Below are 21160 nucleotides of genomic sequence, written 5' to 3'. Positions count from 1 at the left end.
AGGACGCCAGTGCATCCCCCCACCCCCAGTCTCTCAGTACTCGACGATGTCCTCGAGCGCGTAGTGCTTCACCGTCTTGCGGTTGGCGATGAGCTCGTCGATGGTCGGCTCGCCCTTGATGGCGCGGGCGATGGCGAGCTTCGTCGCCTCGTAATTGGTGCGGTAGAGGTCCTTCTGGTCGAGATTGGCGTCCTCGGCGCAGCGCGGGTCGAGCCAGATCATGATGATCATGCATAGGTCGTCGAGCCCGTCCTTCGGCAGGATGCCCTCGATCACGCAATCGACGATGGCATCGCCCGTGGCGGCCTGAACCACGCCGCCCAGGAGGTTGACGTATTCCACGGTGTGGATCGTCGCCTTGGTGGTCATCATCGTCGAGGGGCGCACGAGCTGGTTCAGGTCGCGCACCACGAACATGCGGGTATGCCCCTGGACCTGCCCCATCATGCCGGCGAAGGCCTGGCCCACCGGGCCACGGGTGGAGCCGATCAGCACCTCCGGCATCGCGTCGGTGTACTGGCCATCGGCGGCGAGGACGGTGGCCTCTCCGGTGCGGAACCAGATCTCGGACATGTCGGCGTTTCCTTGTTCCTGGGCATTGGCTGCCGGGCCGGCGATCCGGCCGTTTCGCGGGCGGAGAAACACCGTTCCGCCGTCGCCCGTCAATATTCCTCGGCCGAGAGAGTTTCGCGGGCGGCGCTTCCGCTCTGGCCCTGCGGGCCGCAATCGGTCATTCCATGCGCGGTTCCAGGCATCGCGGCATCGGAGTTCTTCGCTCGGTCGCGTCCCATCGCCCGTCCGATGCCGTGGCGAACCGAACGGGAGACAGGCGCATGAACAGGCAGCAGGAACGGGACTGGAGTCTCGCCGTCGCCGCATTGCCGGACGGTGTGCGGCTCGAACTCGGCCTCGCGGACCTATCCGGGGCACCCTTCACGGCCATTCTGGCCCTCGACCGGCGCGAGGCCCGCGACCTCGCCCGTGCCCTGCTCGCGGCATCGGGGGATGCGGCGGAACGGACGTTCCCGCGCCCGTCCTCCACGAACGGCGATTAGGGCGCCGGACCAGCGCTTCCCTCAGCGACCGGGAAGTCTCGGCACCTTCAGGCCGCGCTCTTCCGGCGTCGGCTTGCAGATATAGGAGAACTCGGTCTGCAGGTCGGAGAAGACCGCTTCCCCGGTGATCTTGCAATTCTCTCGGGCGGTCTCGTCGAGGAAGGTGCGGGCCGCCTCGCGCAAGCGCTTGGCGCGGGTCTCCGCCGGGCCGCCCTGCCCGTCATAGCGCTCGTCGATGCCGCACCCCGTGATCTCCCGCAATCCATCGGAGACGACGAGCATCTTGTTCACACGGCGCTGGTCGTAGACGGAATACGGGTCCTTGCAGCCGATCGTCACGATCTGGACGCCCACAGCGGCGTAGTTCTTCGACAGATAGGAGAAACCGGTGCAGCCGGAGACTCCCAAAGCGAGCGTGACCGCGACGGCCAGAATTCCGGTGGTCCGGTTCAACGTGGTCGCGCTCCGCTCAAGCCATCGATCAAGGGATCGCATTGAAGCGCGACGGAGACCACGGTCAAGCCTCCGCCGGACACACAGAGCGCCATTCCACCAGATCGCGCGGCTTATGCCACGCCTCGGTGAGCCTGCCGCATCGGTCAGGCTCACCGAGATCCGGCGTCATTCGGCGGCCGCCGCGAGGTAGCGGGCCGGGTCGTAGTTGAGGATGGGGCCGAGCCAGCGCTCCACCTCGCGCAGGTCCATGCCCTTGCGCAACGCGTAATCCTCCACCTGATCGCGCTCCACCTTGGCGACGCCGAAGTAATGCGCTTCCGGGTGGGCGATGTAGAGGCCGGAGACCGACGAGCCGGGCCACATGGCATAGCTCTCGGTGAGCTTCACGCCGATGCGCGACTCGGCCTTGAGCAGGTCGAACAGGGTGACCTTCTCGGTGTGGTCGGGCTGGGAAGGATAGCCGGGTGCCGGGCGGATGCCGGCATAGTCCTCGCGCACGAGGTCTTCGGGGGCGAAGGTCTCGTCGGCGGCATAGCCCCAGAACTCCTTGCGCACCCGCTCGTGCATGCGCTCGGCCAGCGCCTCGGCGATGCGGTCGGCGAGCGCCTTAACCAGGATCGAGCGGTAATCGTCGTTGGCGCGCTCGAAGCGCTCGGCGATCCGCACCTCTTCCAGGCCGGCCGTGACCACGAAGCCGCCGACGTAATCGCCGATGCCCGTCTCCTTCGGCGCTACGAAATCGGACAGGCAGGTATTGGCGCGCCCGTCGCGCTTCGACAATTGCTGGCGCAGGCCGTGGAAGGTCGCAAGCTTCTCCGACCGGCTCTCGCCGGTGAACAGGGTGATGTCGTCGCCGACGCTGTTGGCGGGCCAGAAGCCGATGATCGCCTTCGGGTTGAACCAGCGCTCGTCGACGATCTGTTTCAGCATCTCCTGAGCGTCGTCGAACAGGGCCTTGGCGGCGGGACCCTGGTTCGGGTCCTCGAAGATCGCCGGGTAGCGGCCCTTGAACTCGTAGGTCTGCAGGAACGGCGTCCAGTCGATATACGGCACGAGGTCGGCGACCTCGTAGGAGGAATAGACCCGCACGCCGGTGAAGCTCGGCTTCGTTGGACGGTAACCCGACCAGTCGATCTTGAACGGGTTGGCGCGGGCTTTGGCGAGCGGCAGGCGCTGCTTGTCGAGCTCCGAGCGGGCATGCGCGTCCGAGACCTTGCGGTACTCGGCCTGGATGTTGGCGATGGTGGTGTCCCGCGTCTCCTTCGAGAGCAGGCTGGAGACCACGCCGACCGCACGGCTCGCATCCGTCACGTAGACGGTCTGACCCCGATTGTATGAGGGGTGGATCTTCACCGCCGTGTGGACGCGGCTGGTCGTGGCCCCACCGATGAGCAGGGGAACCGAAAAACCTTCGCGCTCCATTTCGGCCGCCACGTGAACCATCTCGTCCAGCGAGGGCGTGATGAGGCCGGACAGGCCGACGATGTCGACATTCTCACGCTTGGCCACGTCGAGGATCTTGGCCGCCGGCACCATCACGCCCAGATCGATGATCTCGTAATTGTTGCAGGCCAGCACGACGCCGACGATGTTCTTGCCGATGTCGTGGACATCGCCCTTCACCGTCGCCATCAGGATCTTGCCGGCGGCCTGGCGCTTGCCGTCGCCGCCATTGGCGAGCTTCTCGGCCTCCATGAAGGGTTCGAGATAGGCCACCGCCTGCTTCATCACGCGGGCGGACTTCACCACCTGCGGCAGGAACATCTTGCCCGAGCCGAACAGGTCGCCGACCACGTTCATGCCGGCCATCAGCGGGCCTTCGATGACGTGGAGCGGACGTTCGACGCCGAGGCGCGCCTCTTCGGTGTCGACGAGGATGTACTCGGTGATCCCGTTGACCAGGGCATGCTCGATGCGCTTCGCCACCGGAGCCTCGCGCCAGGACAGATCGGCCGCCTTGGCCTGGACGCCGCCGCCGGACTTGAAGCGCGCGGCCGCATCGAGCAGCCGGTCGGTGGAATCGTCGCGGCGGTTGAGGACGACGTCCTCGCACAGCTCGCGCAGCTCGGCCGGAAGCTCGGCGTAGATCGCCAGCTGGCCGGCATTCACGATGCCCATATCCATGCCGACCTGGATCGCATGGTACAGGAACACCGCATGCATCGCCTCGCGCACGGGCTCGTTGCCTCGGAAGGCGAAGCTGAGATTCGAGATGCCGCCCGAGATATGGGCGTGGGGCAGAGTCTCGCGGATGGTCTTGGTCGCCTCGATGAAGGCGACACCGTAGCCGTTATGCTCCTCGATGCCGGTGGCGACGGCAAACACGTTCGGATCGAAGATGATGTCTTCCGGCGGGAAACCGACCTCTTCGGTCAGGACCTTGTAGGCCTTGGTGCAGATCTCGACCTTGCGCTCATAAGAATCGGCCTGGCCCTGCTCGTCGAAGGCCATGACCACCACGGCGGCGCCGTAGGAGCGGCACACCTTGGCGTCACTGATGAACTTCTCGACGCCCTCCTTCATGGAGATCGAGTTCACGATCGCCTTGCCCTGGACGCATTTGAGCCCAGCCTCGATGACGTGGAATTTCGAGGAATCGATCATCACCGGCACGCGGGCGATGTCGGGCTCGGCGGCGACGAGATTGAGGAACTCGACCATCGCCTTCTCGGAATCGAGCAGGCCCTCGTCCATGTTGATGTCGATGATGCTGGCGCCCGCCGCCACCTGATCGCGCGCCACGTCGAGGGCGGCCGCGTAGTCGCCGGCGGTGATGAGCTTGCGGAATTTGGCCGAGCCGGTGACGTTGGTGCGCTCGCCAACATTCACGAAGGGGATCTCCTTCGTCAGCGTGAAGGGCTCGAGGCCCGACAGGCGCATCAGGCGGGGCACCTCCGGGATCGCGCGGGGCTTCACGCCCTCCACCGCCTGCGCGATGGCGCGGATATGATCCGGGGTGGTGCCGCAGCAGCCGCCGACCATGTTGACGAGGCCGGCGGTGGCGAACTCACCCACCAGCCTGCCCATGGCTTCGGGGCTCTCATCATAGAGGCCGAATTCGTTGGGAAGACCCGCATTCGGATAGGCGCAGACCAGGGTGTCGGCGATGCGCGACAGTTCCGAGATGTGGCCGCGCATCTCCTTGGCGCCGAGCGCGCAATTCAGCCCGATGGTGAGGGGGCTGGCATGCCGCAGCGCGTTCCAGAACGCCTCCGGGGTCTGGCCCGAAAGGGTGCGGCCGGAAAGATCTGTGATCGTGCCTGAGATCATGATCGGCAGGACCATGCCGCGCTCCTCGAACACCGCCCAGGCGGCAGCGACCGCCGCCTTGGCGTTGAGCGTGTCGAAGATGGTCTCGATCAGGATCAGTTCGGCGCCGCCATCCATCAGGCCGCGCACCTGCTCCATGTAGGCGGTCTTGACCCCATCGAAGGTCACGGCCCGGTAACCGGGATTGTTCACGTCCGGCGAGATCGACAGGGTGCGGTTCGTCGGGCCGATGGCGCCGGCCACGAAGCGGCGGCGGCCATCCTGCTTCTCGGCCAGTGTGGCGGCCTCGCGGGCGAGGCGCGCGCCTTGCGCATTCAACTCGTGGACGATCGATTCCATGCCGTAATCGGCCTGGGCGATGGTGGTGCCCGAGAAGGTGTTGGTTTCGCAAACGTCGGCCCCGGCCAGGAAATAGTCGAGGTGGATCTGCCGGATCGCGTCGGGCTGCGTCAGGATCAGAAGGTCGTTGTTGCCCTTCTGGTCGTGCGCGTGATCGAGGAAGCGCCCCCCGCGAAAATCCGCCTCGCCGTAGCCGAGGCGCTGGATCACGGTGCCCATCGCCCCGTCGAGGACGAGGATTTTTTCCGCTGCCCGCTGGCGCAGGGCGGTTTCGATCTCTTTTCCGTCAACGGGGCGGAGGTCTGTCATGGGGTCTCTCAAGTTCCGTCGCAGATGATCCCCCTCCCCCTTGTGGGGAGGGGTCAGGGGTGGGGGTGGCCGCGAAGATGTCGCGCCGTATCCGACACCACCCCCACCTCCAGCTCCTCCCCACAAGGGGGAGGAGTGGCCCCCGTCCAAGGGTCGTTCAGGCCGCCTTCGCCGCCGCGACCTTCGGCGCCTGCGCGCGCAGGCCGAGGAGATGGCAGATGGCATAGACGAGGTCGGAGCGGTTCATCGAGTAGAAATGGAAGTCGTTGACCCCCTCGTCCACCAGATCGAGCACCTGCTCGGCCGCCACCGCCGCCGCGATCAGCCGGCGGGTATCGACATCGTTGTCCAGCCCCTCGAACCTGGCGGCCAGCCAGTACGGCACCGAGGCGCCGGTGCGGCGGGCGAAATTGGCGGATTGCTTGAAGTTCTGCACCGGCAGGATGCCGGGGATGATCGGGATCTCGATCCCCGCCGCCCGCACCTTCTCCACGTAGCGAAGATAGACGTCGTTCTCGAAGAAGAACTGCGTGATCGCCTGGTCGGCACCCGCATCGACCTTGGCCTTCAGCGCATCGATATCGGCATCGAGCGTGGCGGCCTCGGGATGCTTCTCCGGATAGGCCGAGACCGAGACCTTGAAGTCGCCGATCCGCTTGATGCCGGCCACCAGATCGCTGGTCCTGGCGTAGCCGCCGGGATGCGGCCGATAGGCGGTGCCGACGCCGTCCTGCGGGTCGCCGCGCAGGGCCACGATGTGGCGTACCCCGGCATCCCAATAGGATTGCACGACCTCGTCGATCTCCTCCCGGGTGGCGTCCACGCAGGTGAGATGGGCGGCGGGCTTGAGGCTCGTCTCCTTGATCATCCGCGCCACGGTGTTGTGGGTGCGCTCGCGGGTGGAGCCGCCGGCCCCATAGGTCACCGAGACGAATTTCGGCTGGAGCGGGGCGAGCCGCTCGATCGACGACCACAGGACCTTCTCCATCTCGTCAGTCTTCGGCGGGAAGAACTCGATGGAGACCTGGATCGGACGGTAGCCGTCGCGGCTGGCGCGGTGATGGGAAGCGGTGGGCATTGGGTCGTCCTCAAGATCTTTCGGTTCAGACGTGTGTCGTCGAGGCGGGAATCCGTGGCGGCCGGTCAGGCCACCGCGCGCTCCGCCTCGGAAGCGAGGGTCGGCTCGGCCGCCGAGGCGGCGAGCCAGAGGGTCACGGTGAGCTGGTGCCCGCTCTCGTCGGCCGGGGCGAGATGGCGTGTCGCCACCATGCCGAGCCCGGCATCGGCGAGCCAGCTCGTCACCTGCTCGGCGGCGAAGCCGAGGCGGCGATGGGCCTGCTCCTCGCGCAAGAATTCGAGATCGTGCGGCGCGAAATCCACCACCAGCAGCCGGCCTCCGGGCGCCACGAGCCGTGCCGCCTCACGGAGCGCACGGGCGGGGTCGTCGAGATAATGCAGCACCTGATGCACCACCACGAGGTCGAAGCTGCCCCGGCCGAAGGGTGGCGCATGGATGTCGCCCTGGCGCAGGTCCACGCCGGACAGGCCGGCCCGCTCCAGATTGGCGCGGGCGACGGAGAGCATGGCGTGGCTCGAATCGAGCCCCGTGGCGCGGGAGGCCCTCGGCGCGAGAAGTCCGAGCATCCGCCCCGTGCCGGTGCCGAGATCGATCAGGCTCCGCACCGGCCGCGATCCAAGGGCGTCGATCACCGCCGCCTCCACCATCGCCTCCGGCACGTGGAGCGAGCGGAGCTGGTCCCATTTCGGGGCGAGGCGGGCGAAGAAGCTCTGCGCGGCATCCGCGCGCTGGGCCCGCACACCCTCCAACCGGGCCCGATCCTCGGACAGAGGCGGGCTCGACCGGTCGAGACCGCCGACCAGGGGCTCCACCAGCCCGGTCCTCGCCTCGATCAGCCGGAAGAACGCCCAGGCTCCCTCGCGATGCCGCTCCACCAGACCCGCCTCGACCAGAAGCTTGAGATGGCGCGAGATGCGGGGCTGTGACTGGCCGAGAATGTCGGTGAGATCGGAGACCGACAATTCCCCCTGCATCAGCAAAGCGAGGATGCGCAGGCGCGTCTCTTCCGCGGTGGCGCGCAGCACACCGAGGGCATCGGAGAAAGGAAGGACGAGTGTCGCCTTGGCGCTCTCTTGAGACATAAAGATATCTTTATGTTCGATCCGGGCGCATGGCAAGGGGAAACGGCGGCTGGCCGGAGGCATGAGAGAAACAGGCGTGGGCGACGATGCCGGGAGGGGAGCGTTCCGGGCGATCTGCCGATATGGTCGGCTCAAGAAGTCCCTTTTCGATTCCGGAACAACAGAAACGCCCCCGCGTGACCCAGCCGAATTCCCGTCCCCCAATCCGTTTCCGTGGCCGCTCCTTCATGGCCCTGGTGCTGGCCCCCTCGGCACCGGTGCATGACTGGCTCGAAGACCTCGACGCGCTGGCCCGGCGCTCCCCCGCCTTCTTCGTGGGGCGCCCGGTGATCCTCGACGTGTCCGGCCTCGGCCTCGACCGGGCGGACCTCACCGCCCTGGTCTCCGAGCTCAAGGCCCGCGACGTCACCGTGATGGGGATCGAGGGAGCCAAATCCGGCAGCCTCGGCGAGGGGCTGCCCCCCGCCCCGGCCGGCGGACGGCCGGTGGACGAGGTCGCCACGCCGGACGCGCCCGCGCCGACGCACGCGGAGCCGCCGCGCGCCGCCCGCTCGCTGATCCTCGACCAGCCGGTCCGGTCGGGCCAGACGATCCTGCATCTCGAAGGCGACATCACCATCATGGGATCGGTGGCCTCCGGGGCGGAAGTGATCGCCGGCGGCTCGATCCATATCTATGGAGCGCTGCGGGGGCGGGCCATCGCGGGCGCATCCGGCAATCCCGATGCCCGCATCACCTGCCGCAAGTTCGAGCCGGAACTGCTCGCCATCGACGGTCTCTACCGGACGGCCGACGATCTCGGGCCGGACCGCCGGGGCCAACCGGCGCAGATCCGCCTGGAAGGCGATGCGATCAAGGTCGCCGCGCTGGAGTAGCGCCGACACAGGAACCCGGGATCGCAGGATTATAGGGTCACAGGATCACAGAAAGCCGGCTCGTTAACCAAGCGGTAACCATAAGGACCGTCAATGGTTCGGTAAGGAATCGCGAGAGCCCGTGACACACGCCCCTCCATCCCGCCGATCCGTGACGCTACGAGGCCGTGCCTTCAAGGCACTCGTCCTGGCTCCGGAAGCTCCGCTTCCCGATTGGTTCGCCGATCTGGACGCCTCGCTGAAGCGGTCGCCGACCCTGTTCGACGGCCGCCCCCTCATCCTCGACATCGCGGCGCTCGGGTCTGACCCGGACGTGGTGGGCAAGCTGCTGGCCGATCTCGGCACCCGCCGCATCCGCATCCTCGGCATCGAGGGCGCGGAAGCCACGCTCTCGGGCAAGACCTTGCTCGACGGCATCGCCCTCCCCCCGCTTCTGGTGGCGGGACGGCCGGCGACCAGCATCGAGATCCCGGGCGATGCCGAGCCCGAGACCACCTCCCTCATGATCGAAGGGTCGGTCCGTTCCGGCCAGTCCATCGTGCATCCGACCGGTGACGTCACCGTCATGGGTTCGGTCGCCTCCGGCGCCGAGATCCTCGCCGGCGGCTCGATCCACGTCTACGGCGCATTGCGGGGGCGCGCCATCGCCGGCGCCGCCCGCAACCCCCGCGCCCGCATCTACTGCCGCAAGTTCGAGCCCGAATTGCTCGGGATCGATCGCCTCGTCCGCACGGCCGAGGACATGGGCACGACCCTGCGCGGGAAACCCGTGCAGATCTGGCTCGATAGCGGCTCCATCAAAATGGCAACCTTGGATTAAGGAGAGATACGAACATGGCCAAGGTTCTGGTCGTTACTTCGGGCAAGGGCGGCGTCGGCAAGACGACCACCACAGCGGCTCTCGGCGCAGCACTCGCGCAGGCCGGACAGAGCGTCGCCGTCGTCGATTTCGACGTCGGCCTGCGTAACCTCGACCTCGTGATGGGCGCCGAGCGGCGCGTGGTCTACGACCTCATCAACGTGGTCAACGGCGACGCCAAGCTCAACCAGGCGCTGATCCGCGACAAGCGGCTCGAGAACCTGTCGCTGCTGCCCGCATCGCAGACCCGCGACAAGGACGCCCTCACCGACGAGGGCGTCGCCAAGGTGATGGAAGAGCTGCGCGAGAAGTTCGACTGGGTGATCTGCGATTCCCCAGCCGGCATCGAGCGCGGAGCCACCCTGGCCATGCGTCACGCCGACCTCGCCGTCGTCGTCACGAACCCGGAAGTCTCTTCGGTCCGCGATTCCGACCGCATCATCGGTCTCCTGGATTCCAAGACGCTGAAGGCCGAGCGCGGCGAGGTGATGGAGAAACACCTCATCCTCACCCGCTACGACCCCGCCCGCGCCGATCGCGGCGACATGCTGAAGGTCGACGACGTGCTCGAGATCCTCTCGATCCCGCTGCTCGCCATTATCCCGGAGAGCCTGGAAGTGCTGCGCGCCTCCAATGTCGGCTGCCCGGTGACGATGAACAACCCGCTCAGCGCCCCGGCCCGGGCCTATATCGATGCCGTCCGCCGCCTCAAGGGCGATACGGTTCCGATGACCGTGCCGTCCGACAAGAAGTCTCTCCTCAACAAGCTGTTCACCCGGAGGGCGGCATGAGCCTGCGCAACCTCTTCAGCAAACGCGCCTCGGCCCCCACGGCCCGTGACCGTCTCCAGTTGATCCTGGCCCACGAGCGGGCCGGGGCCGGCGGCTCCGATCTGGTGATGCTCCTGCGGGAGGAGATCCTCGCCGTCATCGCCAAACACGTCACGGTGGAGCGGGACAAGGTCCAGATCCGCCTGGAACGGGGACAGGACATGTCGACCCTCGGCGTCGACATCGAACTTCCGGTCACGGCTCCGGCCAAGGCCGCCCCGGCAGCGGCCAAGCCGTCCAAGGCCAAGCGCGCCGCCGCGTGAGGGTCCGCCGTCAGCCGATGAACAGGCCGGCGATGGTCGCACTCGTCAGGTTCGACAACGTACCAGCCAGGATCGCGCGCATTCCATAGCGTGCGATCTCGGACCTCCTCTCGGGGACGAGGCTCGCCAGACTCGCGAGCTGGATCGCGATGGAGGCCAGATTGGCGAAGCCGCACAGGGCGAAGCACAGGATGGCCGTCGTCCGGGCATCGAGGGTGCCGGCCTTGAGTGTCGGCGAGAGTTGCGCATAGGCCAGGAACTCGTTGAAGGCGATCTTCTGCCCGATGGCACCGCCGACCAGACCCGCGTCGTTCCAGGGCACGCCCATGAGCCAGGCCAGCGGCGCGAAGGCGAGCCCGAGTACTCCCTCGATACTGAGAGACGGATAACCGACCAGTCCGCCGCCCCATCCGGCAATGCCGTTGAGAAGGGCGATGAGCCCGGTGAAGGCGATCAGCATGGCGCCCACCGAGACCGCGATGACGAGGCCCTTCTGCGTGCCGTCGGCCGCCGCCTCGATGAGGTTCACCGCCCGCGTCTCGGCGAATTCCACCCGCATCGTCGTCACCCGCGTCGGCTCCGTCGAGGGCATCAGGATCTTGGCGTAGAGAAGCCCGCCGGGAATCGCCATGACACCGGCGGCGAGGAGATACTCCATCGGCACACCCAAGGCGGCGTAGCCGGCCAGGATCGATCCGGCGGTGGAGGCGGCCCCGCTCGACATGACGGCGAACAATTCGGCCCCGGTCAGCAGGATCAGGAATGGCCGCAGGGCCACGGCAATCTCGCTCTGGCCGATGACGATGGTGATGACGGCCGAGAAGGTCTCGATGGGCGAGGTGCCGAGCGCCCACTGAAGTCCCGCGCCGATGAGGCGGGCCAGGGTCTGCATCACCCTCAGATGATACAGGATCGCGATCAGCGCCGAGACGTAGAGGATCTGCGGCAGCACCCGCAGGGCCAGGATGAAGCCGCTGCCGCCGAAGAGTTCGAACATGCGCGGCTCGACGAGGCCGCCGAACAGGAACAGGACCCCGCGATCGCCATAAGCCAGAATTGTCTGGACGAGGGTGGAGGCCGCGTCGAGGACCTGCCGCCCCACGGGCACGAACAGCACGACCGCGCCGATCGCGATCTGCAGGGCAAGGGCCGAGATGACGGTCCGGGGTCGGATCGCCCGGCGGTTGGTGGAGAACAGGATCGCGATCGCGAGGAGCAGCGCGAGGCTCGCGCCGGCATGGAGCAGTCGCTCGGTCATCGTGCCTCCTCTTTCGGCCCGAGAGGAGCAAGGGCGATGCCGGGACGGGCGCACGTCATGTGGGGGTTCATCCGGAACGGGAGGACGTCCGGCGTGTTGACCGTCAAGCTGCGCCGTAATGCGGCGCATAACCGGTTTGAAGGGATACAGCCATGAGCCTCATCGGACGCCTCGTCACCAAGCTTCTCGGCAACGACAACCGCCCCGTCGTCCGCGACGACCGCAACTACGATTCGAGCAACCCGATCGGCCGCCTCGTGACGAAGATCCTGCGGAAGTAAGCTCCACGAACATCTCCTCTCCTCGCACGCGGGGAGAGGGGCTACGAAGTTCACATGGTTCGAGGGCTGCGCGGCTCTCCTCCCCCTTGTGGGGAGGAGTTGGAGGTGGGGGTGGTTGGGCGACCCTCCTGCTGCTTCGGAGGCAGGCGGAGCCACCCCCACTCCTAACCTCTCCACACAAGGGGGAGAGGGACGCGCTCTGCTTGGGAAAAGCAGTTGTGTGAATCCCAGGAAGCACGGGGGAGGGGAGTGACGGCGGATTCGTTCGGGCCTGAGGGCGATACGCGTCAGCTCTATCCCAACGCGAAACCTCTCGTCCTCACGCCGCCTTGCGTTTTCCCTTCTTCTCCCGGCCCTGCCCCGGCGCGGTCTTGCCGGTCTTCGACCGGTCGAGGACGAAGCGGGCGTAATCGTCCATGTCGCCGGCGAAGGGCTTCACCGTCCGGTCGGCGGCGAGCCAGAGGCGGTCGGCCACCAGTTCCATCAGCGAACGGTCGTGGGTGATGAGGATGACGGCGCCGCCGTAATCGTTCAGCGCGTCGAGCAAGGCCCGGCGGCTGTCGATGTCGAGATGGTTCGTCGGCTCGTCGAGGATGAGCAGGTGGGGTGCCTGCATCGCCACGAGATTGAGCAGGAGTCTCGCCCGCTCGCCACCCGAGAGCGCGTCGACCGTGGTCTCCTGCTTGTCGAAGGCGAGGCCGAAACTGGCGAGCTTCGCGCGGCGCCCGGATTCGCTGTCGTCCGGCCGCTCGCGGCGGATGATGTCGAGGGGCGTGTCTTTCGGGTCGAGGGCTTCGATCTGGTGCTGGTGAAACCAGCCGACCTGCACCCGGCCCTCACGCACCATGCGCCCGTCCCGCACCTTCAGGGCGCCGGCCGCCATCTTGGCGAAGGTCGACTTGCCGGCACCGTTCACCCCCAGCAATCCGATCCGGTCATCGACGTCGAGGGTCAGGTTGAGGTCGCGCAGCACCGGCTCGTCATTGCCATAGCCGATGGTGGCATCGGTGAGATGCATCAGCGGCGGCGCCAGCGGACGCTTCGGCGAAGGCAGGTGGAACGGGGCCACATGCTCCTCGATGGTGGTGGAGATCGGCTCCATCTTGGCGAGACGCTTCATGCGCGACTGGGCCTGCGCCGCCTTGGAGGCCGACGCCTTGAACCGGTCGACGAAGCTCTGCAAATGAGCGCGCTCGGCGTCTTGCTTCATCTTGGTCGAGGCCTGCAGCCGTGCCTTCTCGGCCCGGCGCTTCTCGAAATCGTCGTAACCGCCGGTATAGAGTTCGAGCTTGCCGTTGGCGACGTGAAGGATCGCGTCCACCGAGTTGTTCAGAAGCTCGCGGTCGTGGCTGATGATGAGCGCCGAATGCGGATAGCGCTTCAGCCGCGCCTCCAGCCAGAGGGCGCCTTCCAGATCGAGGTAGTTGGTGGGCTCGTCGAGGAGCAGCATGTCCGGCTCGGCGAAGAGCGCGGCGGCCAGCGCCACGCGCATGCGCCAGCCGCCGGAGAATTCCGACATCGGCCGGGTCAGGTCCTCCACCGAGAAGCCGAGGCCGGCGAGAATTTCGCCCGCCCGGGCCGGCGCCCGGTCGGCGTCGATCTCGATCAGCCTGCCGTAGATCTCGCCCATGCGCTCGGGTTCGGCGGTTTCGAGTTCGAGGTTCAGGGCCTCGCGCTCGATATCCGCGGCCAGGATGGTGTCGATGAGGGTGACGGGTGTCGCCGGATGCTCCTGGTCGACGGAGGCGACGCGGGCATTCTTCGGCAGCAGGATCACGCCGCTATCGGGCTGGAACTCGCCGAGGATGATCTTGAACAGGGTCGATTTGCCGACACCGTTACGGCCGACGAGCCCGACCTTCGATCCGGGCGGGACGGCCACGCTCGCGCGGTCGAAGAAGCGCCGGCCCCAGGCGCTGAAAGTGAGGTCTTCGATCTGGATCATGGGTCAACGGCCAAACGCAGGGGAGATGCGGGCCGGTGGCCACACGGGAGGATGTCCCTCCTCCTATCGCAGTGCAGCAACGAGCGCGAGAGCGGGCCGCGCAGGGCACCACCCCACCGGGGGATGGTGCCGGCCGGTCAGTTCCGCGCGGCGCCGGCGGCGATCGCCTTGACGAGGGGAGCGGTGGGGACGTTCTTCTGCCAGAAGCTTCCGGTCCGTCCGGTCTCGCGCCCTCTCTCGTAGAGCTGGCGCATGTAGCCGGTGTCGAACCCCCGCGCCGTCGTCGTGTTCGGCGCGGCCTCGTCGATATAGGTGAGGTTGAAGCCCATGCCGCTGCCGCGGGTGAAGGCGTAGGTGGCGGCCAGGGTGGCGCGGCTGCGCGCCCGGCTCGCGGTGGTGAAGGAGCGCTCGACGATGGACAGCGTGTTGTTCTGCGCCACGTCGAATTCCGGCTCGAGACGTCCGTTGATGATGACGTAGATGTCGGTCTTGCCCGCCGTCCGCAGGCGGTTGTCCCGCAGCAGGAACGATTGCGGGAGGGTGAAGACCGGCGTCACCACCGACCCGTCCACATGCATCTCCTGGAAAGCCCTGCCCTCGGCCTGCACGTCGAGGAGCTGGGGCGGGAACACGGCCGGGATGCTGGCGGAGGCCGTGAGCACATCCGTGAACAGCGAAACGGCATTGGGACCGCCATTGGCCGCGATGGCGCCCATGTTCCAGATGACGGCGCGCTGGGAATCGAGGTTCGTCGTCACCACGAGGAGGCGGCGGCCCTTGGCGTGCTGCTCCGCGATGGCGGCGAGCAGGTCGGGCGTCACGTAGCGGCGCACGAGATCGCGCAGGCGGCCATCCCCGAACAGGCCCGATCCGAACACGATGTTGGCCACGCTCGGCGATTGGACCAGGGTCGAGGCGACGCCGCTCGTATAGATGTCGGTGAGGGTGGAATCGTAGGCCGGCCCGAGGAAGGCGAAGGGCGCGATCAGCGCGCCGGTGCTCACACCGGAGACGAGGGCGAATTCGGGCCGCTTGCCGGATTCCGACCAGCCGTTGAGGATACCGGCGCCGTAGGCTCCGTCGCCGCCGCCGCCCGACAGGGCGAGGTAGGCGAAGGCGCGCTTCGAGCGCTCCGGCCGCGCCACCATTTCGGTGAAGGTGCTCTCCGACGCGTCGGCATAGGCGCGCACGCTGAGATCCATGCCGGAAGGAACCGCGGCGGCGGCTTGATCGGCGGTGTAGGCCACGCGCGGGATCGATCCGCAGGCGGCCAATTGCGCGGCCACCGCGAGCGCGGCCGCGCCCTTGACCCATCCGAACCGGCGAGATGTCGACATGACGGGATGATCCTGGCGTTCGACCGGCAACGGAGCAGTCAAGCTCGACCATAACGAGCTTGACCATTCTACCGTTCCGGGGTTCGGCGGGCAATCATCGCTCCCCCGGTCGTGCCGAAACGTTGAGCACGTGATGGAACAGCAACGGTTATCCCGCCGTGTTCAGGCACACGCTCCGTAAGAAATGCATCAAAAGAGGGGAAACAGAACCAAAAGACGAAGCTTGTCGATTGAAAGACGTACTCTATGTCGTTGACCTCAGCTCATAACGGCTTTGTCGCCAAACTTTCGCGCGTCATGACGGATCGATGCGGATCCTCGTGATACTGAAGGCAACCTTGTCGTGACTGACGACATTTGCTCTGGCCGCGAGACGCGCCGGTCAGCACAGGAAGGCAAAATGGAACCGGACGACGCCTGGCACCTCACCGACCGATTGGGGGCCGAGCACGGCAGGGGCGATCCTTTCGCGGCGGCCATCCGCGCGACGCGCATGGCGATGCTGATCACCGACCCTCGGCAGGATGACAATCCCATCGTCTTCGTCAACGATGCGTTTCTCAAGATGACCGGCTACAGCCGGCCCGAGATCATGGGCCAGAATTGCCGCTTCCTGCAGGGTGAGCAGACGGATCCCGGCACCGTGCGCAAGATCCGTGACGCGGTCACGGCCAAACGCGACATCGCCGTCGACATCCTCAATTATCGCAAGGACGGCACCCAGTTCTGGAACGCGCTGTATGTCAGCCCGGTGATCAACGACGACGGCGAGACGGTGTATTTCTTCGCCTCGCAGCTCGACGTCTCGGACCGGATCGACACGCTCATGCAGACGCGCAACGAAAGACTGCATTTCGAGCGCGAGGTACAGAAGCGCACGAAAGAGCTGACCGAAGCGCTGGCCGCCAAGACGATGCTGGTCCACGAGGTGGACCACCGGGTGAAGAACAACCTCCAGATGATCGCCTCGCTGCTGACCCTGCAGACGCGGACGATCACCGACCCCGATGCGAAGGCGTCGCTCAAATCCATGCTGGCCCGGGTCGAAGCCCTCGGCACGGTGCACAAGCGGCTCTACCAGTCCAACGACGTCCAGCGTTTCGACGTCGCCGCCTTCGCGCGCGAACTCGCCGTCGATCTGGTGCGTGGCTCCGGGCGACAGGGGATCGAGCTCGATTTCGACCTCGTTCCCGTCGAGGTCGCCGTCGAACAGGCGCCGCCGGTCGCCCTCGTCATGAACGAGCTGCTCACCAACGCACTGAAACACGCGTTCCCGCGCGATGCCACAGGCCAGCTGTCGCTTTCGGTGAAGCCCGAGGGCGACATGATCCGCATCACGATCGCCGATGACGGGATCGGCATGCCGCCGGACGTGGCTCGAGACCGGACTTTCGGGAAGCGCCTGATCGAGAGCCTTGTGCGCCAGCTGAATGCCGCTATCGCTTGGCATCAGGCCGAGCCCGGGACGCGGATCGAGATCCGCCTCCCCGCGACGGGACCGGCAACAGGAACGCACCGTGAGTGAACCTCTGCGGATCGTCGTCGTCGAAGACGAAGCCCTGATCGTGATGCAGCTCGAAATGCTGCTGGAAGAAGCCGGACACGAGGTCGTGGGCACGGCGGTCTCCGCGAGCGACGCCATCGCGGTGGCCCGGCGGACGCGGCCCGACATCGTCCTCATCGACCTGCAACTCAAGGGCGGCTCGTCCGGTCTCGACGTGGCCAGGAATCTGGCCGACGAGCCCACGATGACTCTGGTCTTCCTCACCGCGAATGCCAGCCGCTTTCACGACGACTTCGCCGGTGCGGTGGCGGTGATCGCCAAGCCGTTCTCGGAAGCCGTCATCGGGGACACGATGATCTTTCTCGAGGAATGCATCCGAACCCCGCCGCCGGTCACCACCCTGCCCCTCGGCCTTCGGCTCGCGCCGGGTTATCTCGCCAGTCTCGGCGCCTGATCCCTCGGTGTTTCCGCGTCAGGCGGCCCTCTCGGCACAGGACAGCCTCGCGATGACGCCCGGCAGGTCCCGCGCCGAAACGGGCTTGCTGAAGAAGTAGCCCTGGACCTCGCCGCATCCCTCCGCTCGCACCAGATCGAGCTGGGCACGGGTCTCCACGCCCTCCGCCGTGATCGTGGTCCCCCGACGCTCGCCGAGCCCGACGATGGCGCGAACGATGGCGGCCGTGTCCGCATCGGCGATCTCGCGGATGAAGGAACGGTCGATCTTGATCTTGTCGAAGGGGAATTGCCGCAGATAGCTGAGGGACGAATAGCCCGTCCCGAAATCATCGAGAGCGATCCGGACGCCGAGGTAGCGCAGGCGGTGCAGGCAGCCGATCACCGCCTCGGTATCCTGGATCAGGACGCTTTCGGTGATTTCCAGTTCCAGCCTGTCCGCCGCGAGGCCCGAGGCCGACAGGGCCATGATCACGCATTGTTCGAGGCCCGGCTCGCGAAACTGCATCGCCGAGACGTTGACCGCGATCCGGGCGGAATGGGTCCATGAGGCGGCTTCCCGGCAGGCCTCGCGCAGGGCCCAGTTGCCCAGATCGATGATCAGACCCGTCTCTTCGGCGATCTCGATGAAGGTGGCGGGCGGGATCATCCCACGGGTGGGATGCGGCCAGCGCATCAGCGCTTCGACGCCGCTCACCGTGTCCGTCTCGAGATCGACCACGGGCTGGTAATGCAGAATGAGGTCGCCGCGCAGCACGGCTTGGCGAAGATCGACCTCGAGCTGAAGCCGCTCCTCGATCGCCGCGTCCATGCCGGCTTCATAGACGCGGAACGTGTTCCGACCGCCGGCCTTGGCGCGATAGAGCGCGAGATCGGCATGCCGCAGGAGAGGGTCGGCCTCGAGCCCGTCGGCCGGCGCGTGGGCGATGCCGATGCTGATCCCGATATTGGCGAGTTGACCGTCCAGCTTGATCGGCTGGGCAATGGAATCGATCACCCTGCGGGCGATCTCGGCGGCTTGGTCACTCCGGTCCAGATCGACCAGAATGATGCCGAATTCGTCGCCTCCGAGGCGGGAGACCATGTCGCCGGGCTTCACCACGTCGGTCAGGCGCTCGGCGACGACCTTCAGGAGCGTATCGCCCGCCAGATGCCCGAGCGTGTCGTTGATGGCCTTGAACCGGTCGAGGTCGAGACAGAGCACCGCCGTCGCGCAGCCGCCGTTCCGAACCGTCGCGAGTACCTGCTTCAGACGGTCGTGGAACACCGATCTGTTGGGCAGGCCCGTCAGGGCGTCGTGGCGGGCGAGATGGGCGATCCGCTGGTCGGCCTCCTTGCGCGCCGTGATGTCGATATAGGTTCCCACGAAACGGATCGGGGCACCGTCGGCGGCGCGGGTGACGACCTTGCCGCGGGCGAGGAGCCAGCTATGGCCGCCGACCTTGTTGCGAACCCGGACCTCGATTTCGAAAGCCGGTAGGCGGCCTTCGAAATGAGCGGTCGCGGCGACGTGGCAAGCCGCCATGTCGTCCGGGTGGATCAGGGACTGGACGTAGCTGAAAGACTTGCCGAATTCACCGGGCTCGTAGCCGAGCATGCTCTGGGAGCGGTCGGAAAACCAGACCGCGCCGGTCTGGAGATCGGCGTCCCACAACCCGTCCCTGCCGCTGTCGAGGGCGAGAGCGAGCCGTTCCTCGCTCACGCGCAGGCGGGCATCACTGGCCCGGAACGCTTCCTCGGTCTCCTTGCGGGCCGTAATGTCGAGATTCATGCCGACGAAGCGGCAGACCTCGCCCGTCCGCGGATCGAGGACGGCGCGGCCAAACCCCTGGAACCAGCGGCATTCACCGGTCGACGGGTGGAGGGCGCGGAACTCCACCCTGTGATTTGTGCGCGTGGCGATGGCCCGGCGGGCCTCGTTCCGAACCCGGATCACGTCGTCGTCCGGTACGTTCCGCTCCCACTCCTCCATGGTCATCGAAAGGCCGGCGGCCGGATCGGCCTCGTCGAGCGGCAATCCCTGCATCCGCGCGCTTTCCTGGGATTGCCAGACCCGGCCCGTGACCAGGTCCCACTCCCAGACCCCTGCCTCCGCCGCGTCCTGCGCCAGACGCAACAGGTCGCCCGTCCGCTCCAGGGCGATCCTGGCGGTGATGATGTCGTCGATATCGAGGGCCGTGGCGAGCCATCCGGGCGCGCCGTCGAGGAGGCGGATCGGACGCTTGCTGACCTTGTGCCAGCGATAGACGCCGTCGGCGCGGCGGATGCGGATCTCGAAATCGTAGTCCTGCCACGCTTTGTGACGGTCGCACACGTCGCCATAGACGCGATCGCGATCGTCGGGGTGGTAGGATTCCACCCGCTCCAGCAGCGAAACGAGGGGCCGTCCGTAATAACGGTCGCAATGGCGGTTGCAGTAGGTGGTGTCGTCCCGATCGTTCGTGATCCAGACCATCTGAGGCAGGAAATCGGCGAGCAGGCGGTAGGACGCCTCGCTCTCGCGCAATGAGCGTTCGGCCATCTGGCGGGCGGTGACGTCGGCGAAGGTGTAGACGGTGCTGCCGTCGGCCAGCGGCACACCGCAGAGTTCGAGGAGGGTCTCGTCGCGCTGCTGGTGCTCGCCGGTGGCGCCCGCTTCGCCGCGTTCGCGTCTCGCGTCGCGGACGCCCCTGTCCAGAACTGCGGGAAGCGTCCCGTCCCGCTCGGCGATGAAGTGGCGGACATCGTCGAACGGCGCGCCGTCGTGGAGCATTCCCGGCGGCAGGTCGAGCAGCAGGTTCAGCCGCTCGTTATGAACCCGGACCCGGTCATCCATGTCGACCATGACGAGGCCCTCGTCGATGCTTTCCAGGGTGATGCGCAGAAGGTTCGTCGTTTCGCGCAAATGCTGGTCGGATCGGGCCAGTTCGGTGACGTCGAGGCAGATTCCGGAAATGGCACGGATGGCTCCGGTCGGGTCGCGCTCGACGATTCCCCGTTCGGTGACGACCCTGCATTCCCCGCCCGGGCGGATGATGCGCGACCGGTGCTCGTAATCGTCGCGCGCGAAGGCGCCCACCCCCGCCACGGCTTCGTCGAGATGCCAGCGCACACGCTCCCTGTCCTCCGGATGGTAGAAGGCCAGATGCTCGTCGAGGGGAATCCGGGCAGGGTCGACGGGCGCGCGACCGTGGATCCGCGCCATTCCCTCGGACCATTCGACCCGGCCTTCGGGGATGTGGATACGCCAATGTCCGAACCCTGCGATCTCCTCGGCCATGCGCTGGGAGTCCAAGGCGGCCCGGAGAAGCGCTTCACGGCGCGTGAGGATGGACGTCACGCGCTGGCGCTCGCACAGCTCGGCCTCGCGCTCCACATTGGCATCATGAAGACGCAGATGCCCGGTGACGATGAGAGCGAGGTCCCGCAACTGGAGCAGTTGCTCCTCGGTGAAATCCGGACGCGGCACGGTATCGATCAGGCAGAGCGTACCGGCCCGGTGACCGGGACGATGCGCCAGAGGCATGCCGGCATAGAATCGGGCCTGGAACTCCCCCTTCGCCAGGGGATGATCGGCAAAACGAGGATCGGCGAGGAGATCGCGGATCACGACCGGTCTGTCGGTCTCGCCGGCGATGTGGTGTGAAGACACCGCATCGTCTCGATCCTGCTCGGCCTCCCCGGTCCCCGGTCCGGCCTTCAGGGGGAGAAAGTCGGTATCGGCGAGGGGAACGAGGACGATCGGAACACGAAATAGAGCGGCCGCAATACGGCACACGGCGTCGAGATGAAACTCGGGGTCACGGTCGATCCATGATGTGGAATCCGGTCCGACAGCGTCAACGCCTTCTTCATCGCCTCGGTCCTGTGCCTGATCTTGCACGTCGCGCCATCCCGGGAAGCAATCCGAAGCTACCCATCCTGCCCGTGACCGTGATCGACCATGCATGACGGAGGCTTTCAGAGGCATGTTACGCAAATCAACGT

Annotated in this window: 17 protein-coding genes; 8 read left to right on the top strand and 9 right to left on the bottom strand. The window is 66.6% G+C overall.

Going from position 1 to position 21160, the window contains the following annotated elements; all coding sequences use genetic code 11:
* Nucleotides 1-33: 33 nt before the first annotated feature.
* Nucleotides 34-573: a formaldehyde-activating enzyme gene (gene fae / locus ASF32_RS19225; RefSeq protein ID WP_056432453.1), complete on the bottom strand. Its 540-nt coding sequence runs from the start codon at nucleotides 571-573 to the stop codon at nucleotides 34-36.
* Between the two features lie 260 nt (nucleotides 574-833).
* Between fae and ASF32_RS19220 the strand changes: the two genes are divergently transcribed.
* Nucleotides 834-1055, top strand: a complete 222-nt coding sequence (locus ASF32_RS19220) for a hypothetical protein (RefSeq protein ID WP_056432071.1) — start codon at nucleotides 834-836, stop codon at nucleotides 1053-1055.
* 21 nt (nucleotides 1056-1076) lie between these two features.
* Here ASF32_RS19220 and ASF32_RS19215 read toward each other — a convergent pair whose 3' ends face one another.
* From ASF32_RS19215 to ASF32_RS19200, 4 genes are all read right to left on the bottom strand, one after another.
* Nucleotides 1077-1508, bottom strand: coding sequence for a hypothetical protein (locus tag ASF32_RS19215; RefSeq protein ID WP_056432068.1), 432 nt, complete (start codon nucleotides 1506-1508; stop codon nucleotides 1077-1079).
* A 168-nt stretch (nucleotides 1509-1676) separates the two neighbouring features.
* The gene (gene metH / locus ASF32_RS19210) at nucleotides 1677-5429 is read right to left on the bottom strand and encodes a methionine synthase (RefSeq protein WP_056432060.1); all 3753 of its coding nucleotides are present in this window, start codon (nucleotides 5427-5429) and stop codon (nucleotides 1677-1679) included.
* Nucleotides 5430-5586: 157 nt separating this feature from the next.
* Entirely contained in the window at nucleotides 5587-6507 is a 921-nt protein-coding gene (gene metF / locus ASF32_RS19205; RefSeq protein WP_056432058.1) for a methylenetetrahydrofolate reductase [NAD(P)H], read from the bottom strand.
* Between the two features lie 65 nt (nucleotides 6508-6572).
* Nucleotides 6573-7589 carry a metalloregulator ArsR/SmtB family transcription factor gene (locus ASF32_RS19200; protein WP_056432055.1) on the bottom strand — a complete coding sequence of 339 codons (1017 nt, stop codon included), beginning with the start codon at nucleotides 7587-7589 and terminating at the stop codon, nucleotides 6573-6575.
* Nucleotides 7590-7765: 176 nt separating this feature from the next.
* Here ASF32_RS19200 and minC (ASF32_RS19195) point away from each other — a divergent pair, with 176 nt between their 5' ends.
* The 4 genes from minC (ASF32_RS19195) to minE all read left to right on the top strand — a co-directional run bounded on the left by minC (ASF32_RS19195) (nucleotide 7766) and on the right by minE (nucleotide 10416).
* Entirely contained in the window at nucleotides 7766-8464 is a 699-nt protein-coding gene (gene minC, locus ASF32_RS19195) for a septum site-determining protein MinC (protein WP_244477880.1), read from the top strand.
* Between the two features lie 121 nt (nucleotides 8465-8585).
* Nucleotides 8586-9284 carry a septum site-determining protein MinC gene (gene minC, locus ASF32_RS19190; RefSeq protein WP_056432051.1) on the top strand — a complete coding sequence of 233 codons (699 nt, stop codon included), beginning with the start codon at nucleotides 8586-8588 and terminating at the stop codon, nucleotides 9282-9284.
* A gap of 14 nt (nucleotides 9285-9298) precedes the next feature.
* Complete coding sequence (gene minD / locus ASF32_RS19185; RefSeq protein ID WP_018045194.1) at nucleotides 9299-10114, top strand: septum site-determining protein MinD; 816 nt, start codon at nucleotides 9299-9301, stop codon at nucleotides 10112-10114.
* Nucleotides 10111-10416, top strand: a complete 306-nt coding sequence (gene minE / locus ASF32_RS19180; protein ID WP_018045195.1) for a cell division topological specificity factor MinE — start codon at nucleotides 10111-10113, stop codon at nucleotides 10414-10416. The genes minD and minE overlap by 4 nt, the downstream gene beginning before the upstream one ends.
* Nucleotides 10417-10426: 10 nt before the next feature.
* Here minE and ASF32_RS19175 read toward each other — a convergent pair whose 3' ends face one another.
* Nucleotides 10427-11674 carry a nucleoside transporter C-terminal domain-containing protein gene (locus ASF32_RS19175; RefSeq protein ID WP_056432049.1) on the bottom strand — a complete coding sequence of 416 codons (1248 nt, stop codon included), beginning with the start codon at nucleotides 11672-11674 and terminating at the stop codon, nucleotides 10427-10429.
* Nucleotides 11675-11826: 152 nt separating this feature from the next.
* On the opposite strand from ASF32_RS19175, the gene ASF32_RS19170 reads away from it, so the two are divergent.
* Nucleotides 11827-11955 carry a hypothetical protein gene (locus tag ASF32_RS19170; RefSeq protein WP_018045197.1) on the top strand — a complete coding sequence of 43 codons (129 nt, stop codon included), beginning with the start codon at nucleotides 11827-11829 and terminating at the stop codon, nucleotides 11953-11955.
* Nucleotides 11956-12274: 319 nt separating this feature from the next.
* Here the strand turns inward: ASF32_RS19170 and ASF32_RS19165 are convergent, their stop codons facing one another.
* Complete coding sequence (locus tag ASF32_RS19165) at nucleotides 12275-13900, bottom strand: ABC-F family ATP-binding cassette domain-containing protein (RefSeq protein WP_056432047.1); 1626 nt, start codon at nucleotides 13898-13900, stop codon at nucleotides 12275-12277.
* Nucleotides 13901-14037: 137 nt separating this feature from the next.
* Complete coding sequence (locus ASF32_RS19160; protein WP_200919193.1) at nucleotides 14038-15237, bottom strand: patatin-like phospholipase family protein; 1200 nt, start codon at nucleotides 15235-15237, stop codon at nucleotides 14038-14040.
* Nucleotides 15238-15637: 400 nt separating this feature from the next.
* Between ASF32_RS19160 and ASF32_RS19155 the strand changes: the two genes are divergently transcribed.
* Nucleotides 15638-16762 (top strand): histidine kinase dimerization/phosphoacceptor domain -containing protein, encoded by a 1125-nt coding sequence (locus ASF32_RS19155; RefSeq protein ID WP_056432044.1) that lies wholly within the window; start codon nucleotides 15638-15640, stop codon nucleotides 16760-16762.
* Nucleotides 16755-17195, top strand: coding sequence for a response regulator (locus ASF32_RS19150; protein WP_056432039.1), 441 nt, complete (start codon nucleotides 16755-16757; stop codon nucleotides 17193-17195). Before ASF32_RS19155 ends, ASF32_RS19150 begins: the two co-directional genes overlap by 8 nt.
* Before the next feature lie 18 nt (nucleotides 17196-17213).
* Here ASF32_RS19150 and ASF32_RS19145 read toward each other — a convergent pair whose 3' ends face one another.
* Entirely contained in the window at nucleotides 17214-21122 is a 3909-nt protein-coding gene (locus ASF32_RS19145; protein ID WP_348271431.1) for an EAL domain-containing protein, read from the bottom strand.
* Nucleotides 21123-21160 lie beyond the last annotated feature (38 nt).

The sequence above is a fragment of the Methylobacterium sp. Leaf91 genome (assembly GCF_001422815.1).
Taxonomy (GTDB): Bacteria; Pseudomonadota; Alphaproteobacteria; order Rhizobiales; family Beijerinckiaceae; genus Methylobacterium.
The sequence above is the reverse complement of the archived record's forward strand: the minus strand, read 5'-3'. Positions and strand labels throughout refer to the sequence as shown.

Excerpts from the sequence above, each read along its gene's own strand:
- metF (WP_056432058.1), bottom strand. The coding sequence starts at position 6,507 with ATGCCCACCGCTTCCCATCACCGCGCCAGCCGCGACGGCTACCGTCCG.
- ASF32_RS19165 (WP_056432047.1), bottom strand. The coding sequence starts at position 13,900 with ATGATCCAGATCGAAGACCTCACTTTCAGCGCCTGGGGCCGGCGCTTC.
- ASF32_RS19170 (WP_018045197.1), top strand. The coding sequence starts at position 11,827 with ATGAGCCTCATCGGACGCCTCGTCACCAAGCTTCTCGGCAACGACAAC.
- metH (WP_056432060.1), bottom strand. The coding sequence starts at position 5,429 with ATGACAGACCTCCGCCCCGTTGACGGAAAAGAGATCGAAACCGCCCTG.
- fae (WP_056432453.1), bottom strand. The coding sequence starts at position 573 with ATGTCCGAGATCTGGTTCCGCACCGGAGAGGCCACCGTCCTCGCCGCC.
- ASF32_RS19220 (WP_056432071.1), top strand. The coding sequence starts at position 834 with ATGAACAGGCAGCAGGAACGGGACTGGAGTCTCGCCGTCGCCGCATTG.
- ASF32_RS19155 (WP_056432044.1), top strand. The coding sequence starts at position 15,638 with ATGGAACCGGACGACGCCTGGCACCTCACCGACCGATTGGGGGCCGAG.
- minD (WP_018045194.1), top strand. The coding sequence starts at position 9,299 with ATGGCCAAGGTTCTGGTCGTTACTTCGGGCAAGGGCGGCGTCGGCAAG.
- ASF32_RS19145 (WP_348271431.1), bottom strand. The coding sequence starts at position 21,122 with ATGCATGGTCGATCACGGTCACGGGCAGGATGGGTAGCTTCGGATTGC.
- ASF32_RS19175 (WP_056432049.1), bottom strand. The coding sequence starts at position 11,674 with ATGACCGAGCGACTGCTCCATGCCGGCGCGAGCCTCGCGCTGCTCCTC.
- ASF32_RS19200 (WP_056432055.1), bottom strand. The coding sequence starts at position 7,589 with ATGTCTCAAGAGAGCGCCAAGGCGACACTCGTCCTTCCTTTCTCCGAT.
- ASF32_RS19160 (WP_200919193.1), bottom strand. The coding sequence starts at position 15,237 with ATGTCGACATCTCGCCGGTTCGGATGGGTCAAGGGCGCGGCCGCGCTC.
- minE (WP_018045195.1), top strand. The coding sequence starts at position 10,111 with ATGAGCCTGCGCAACCTCTTCAGCAAACGCGCCTCGGCCCCCACGGCC.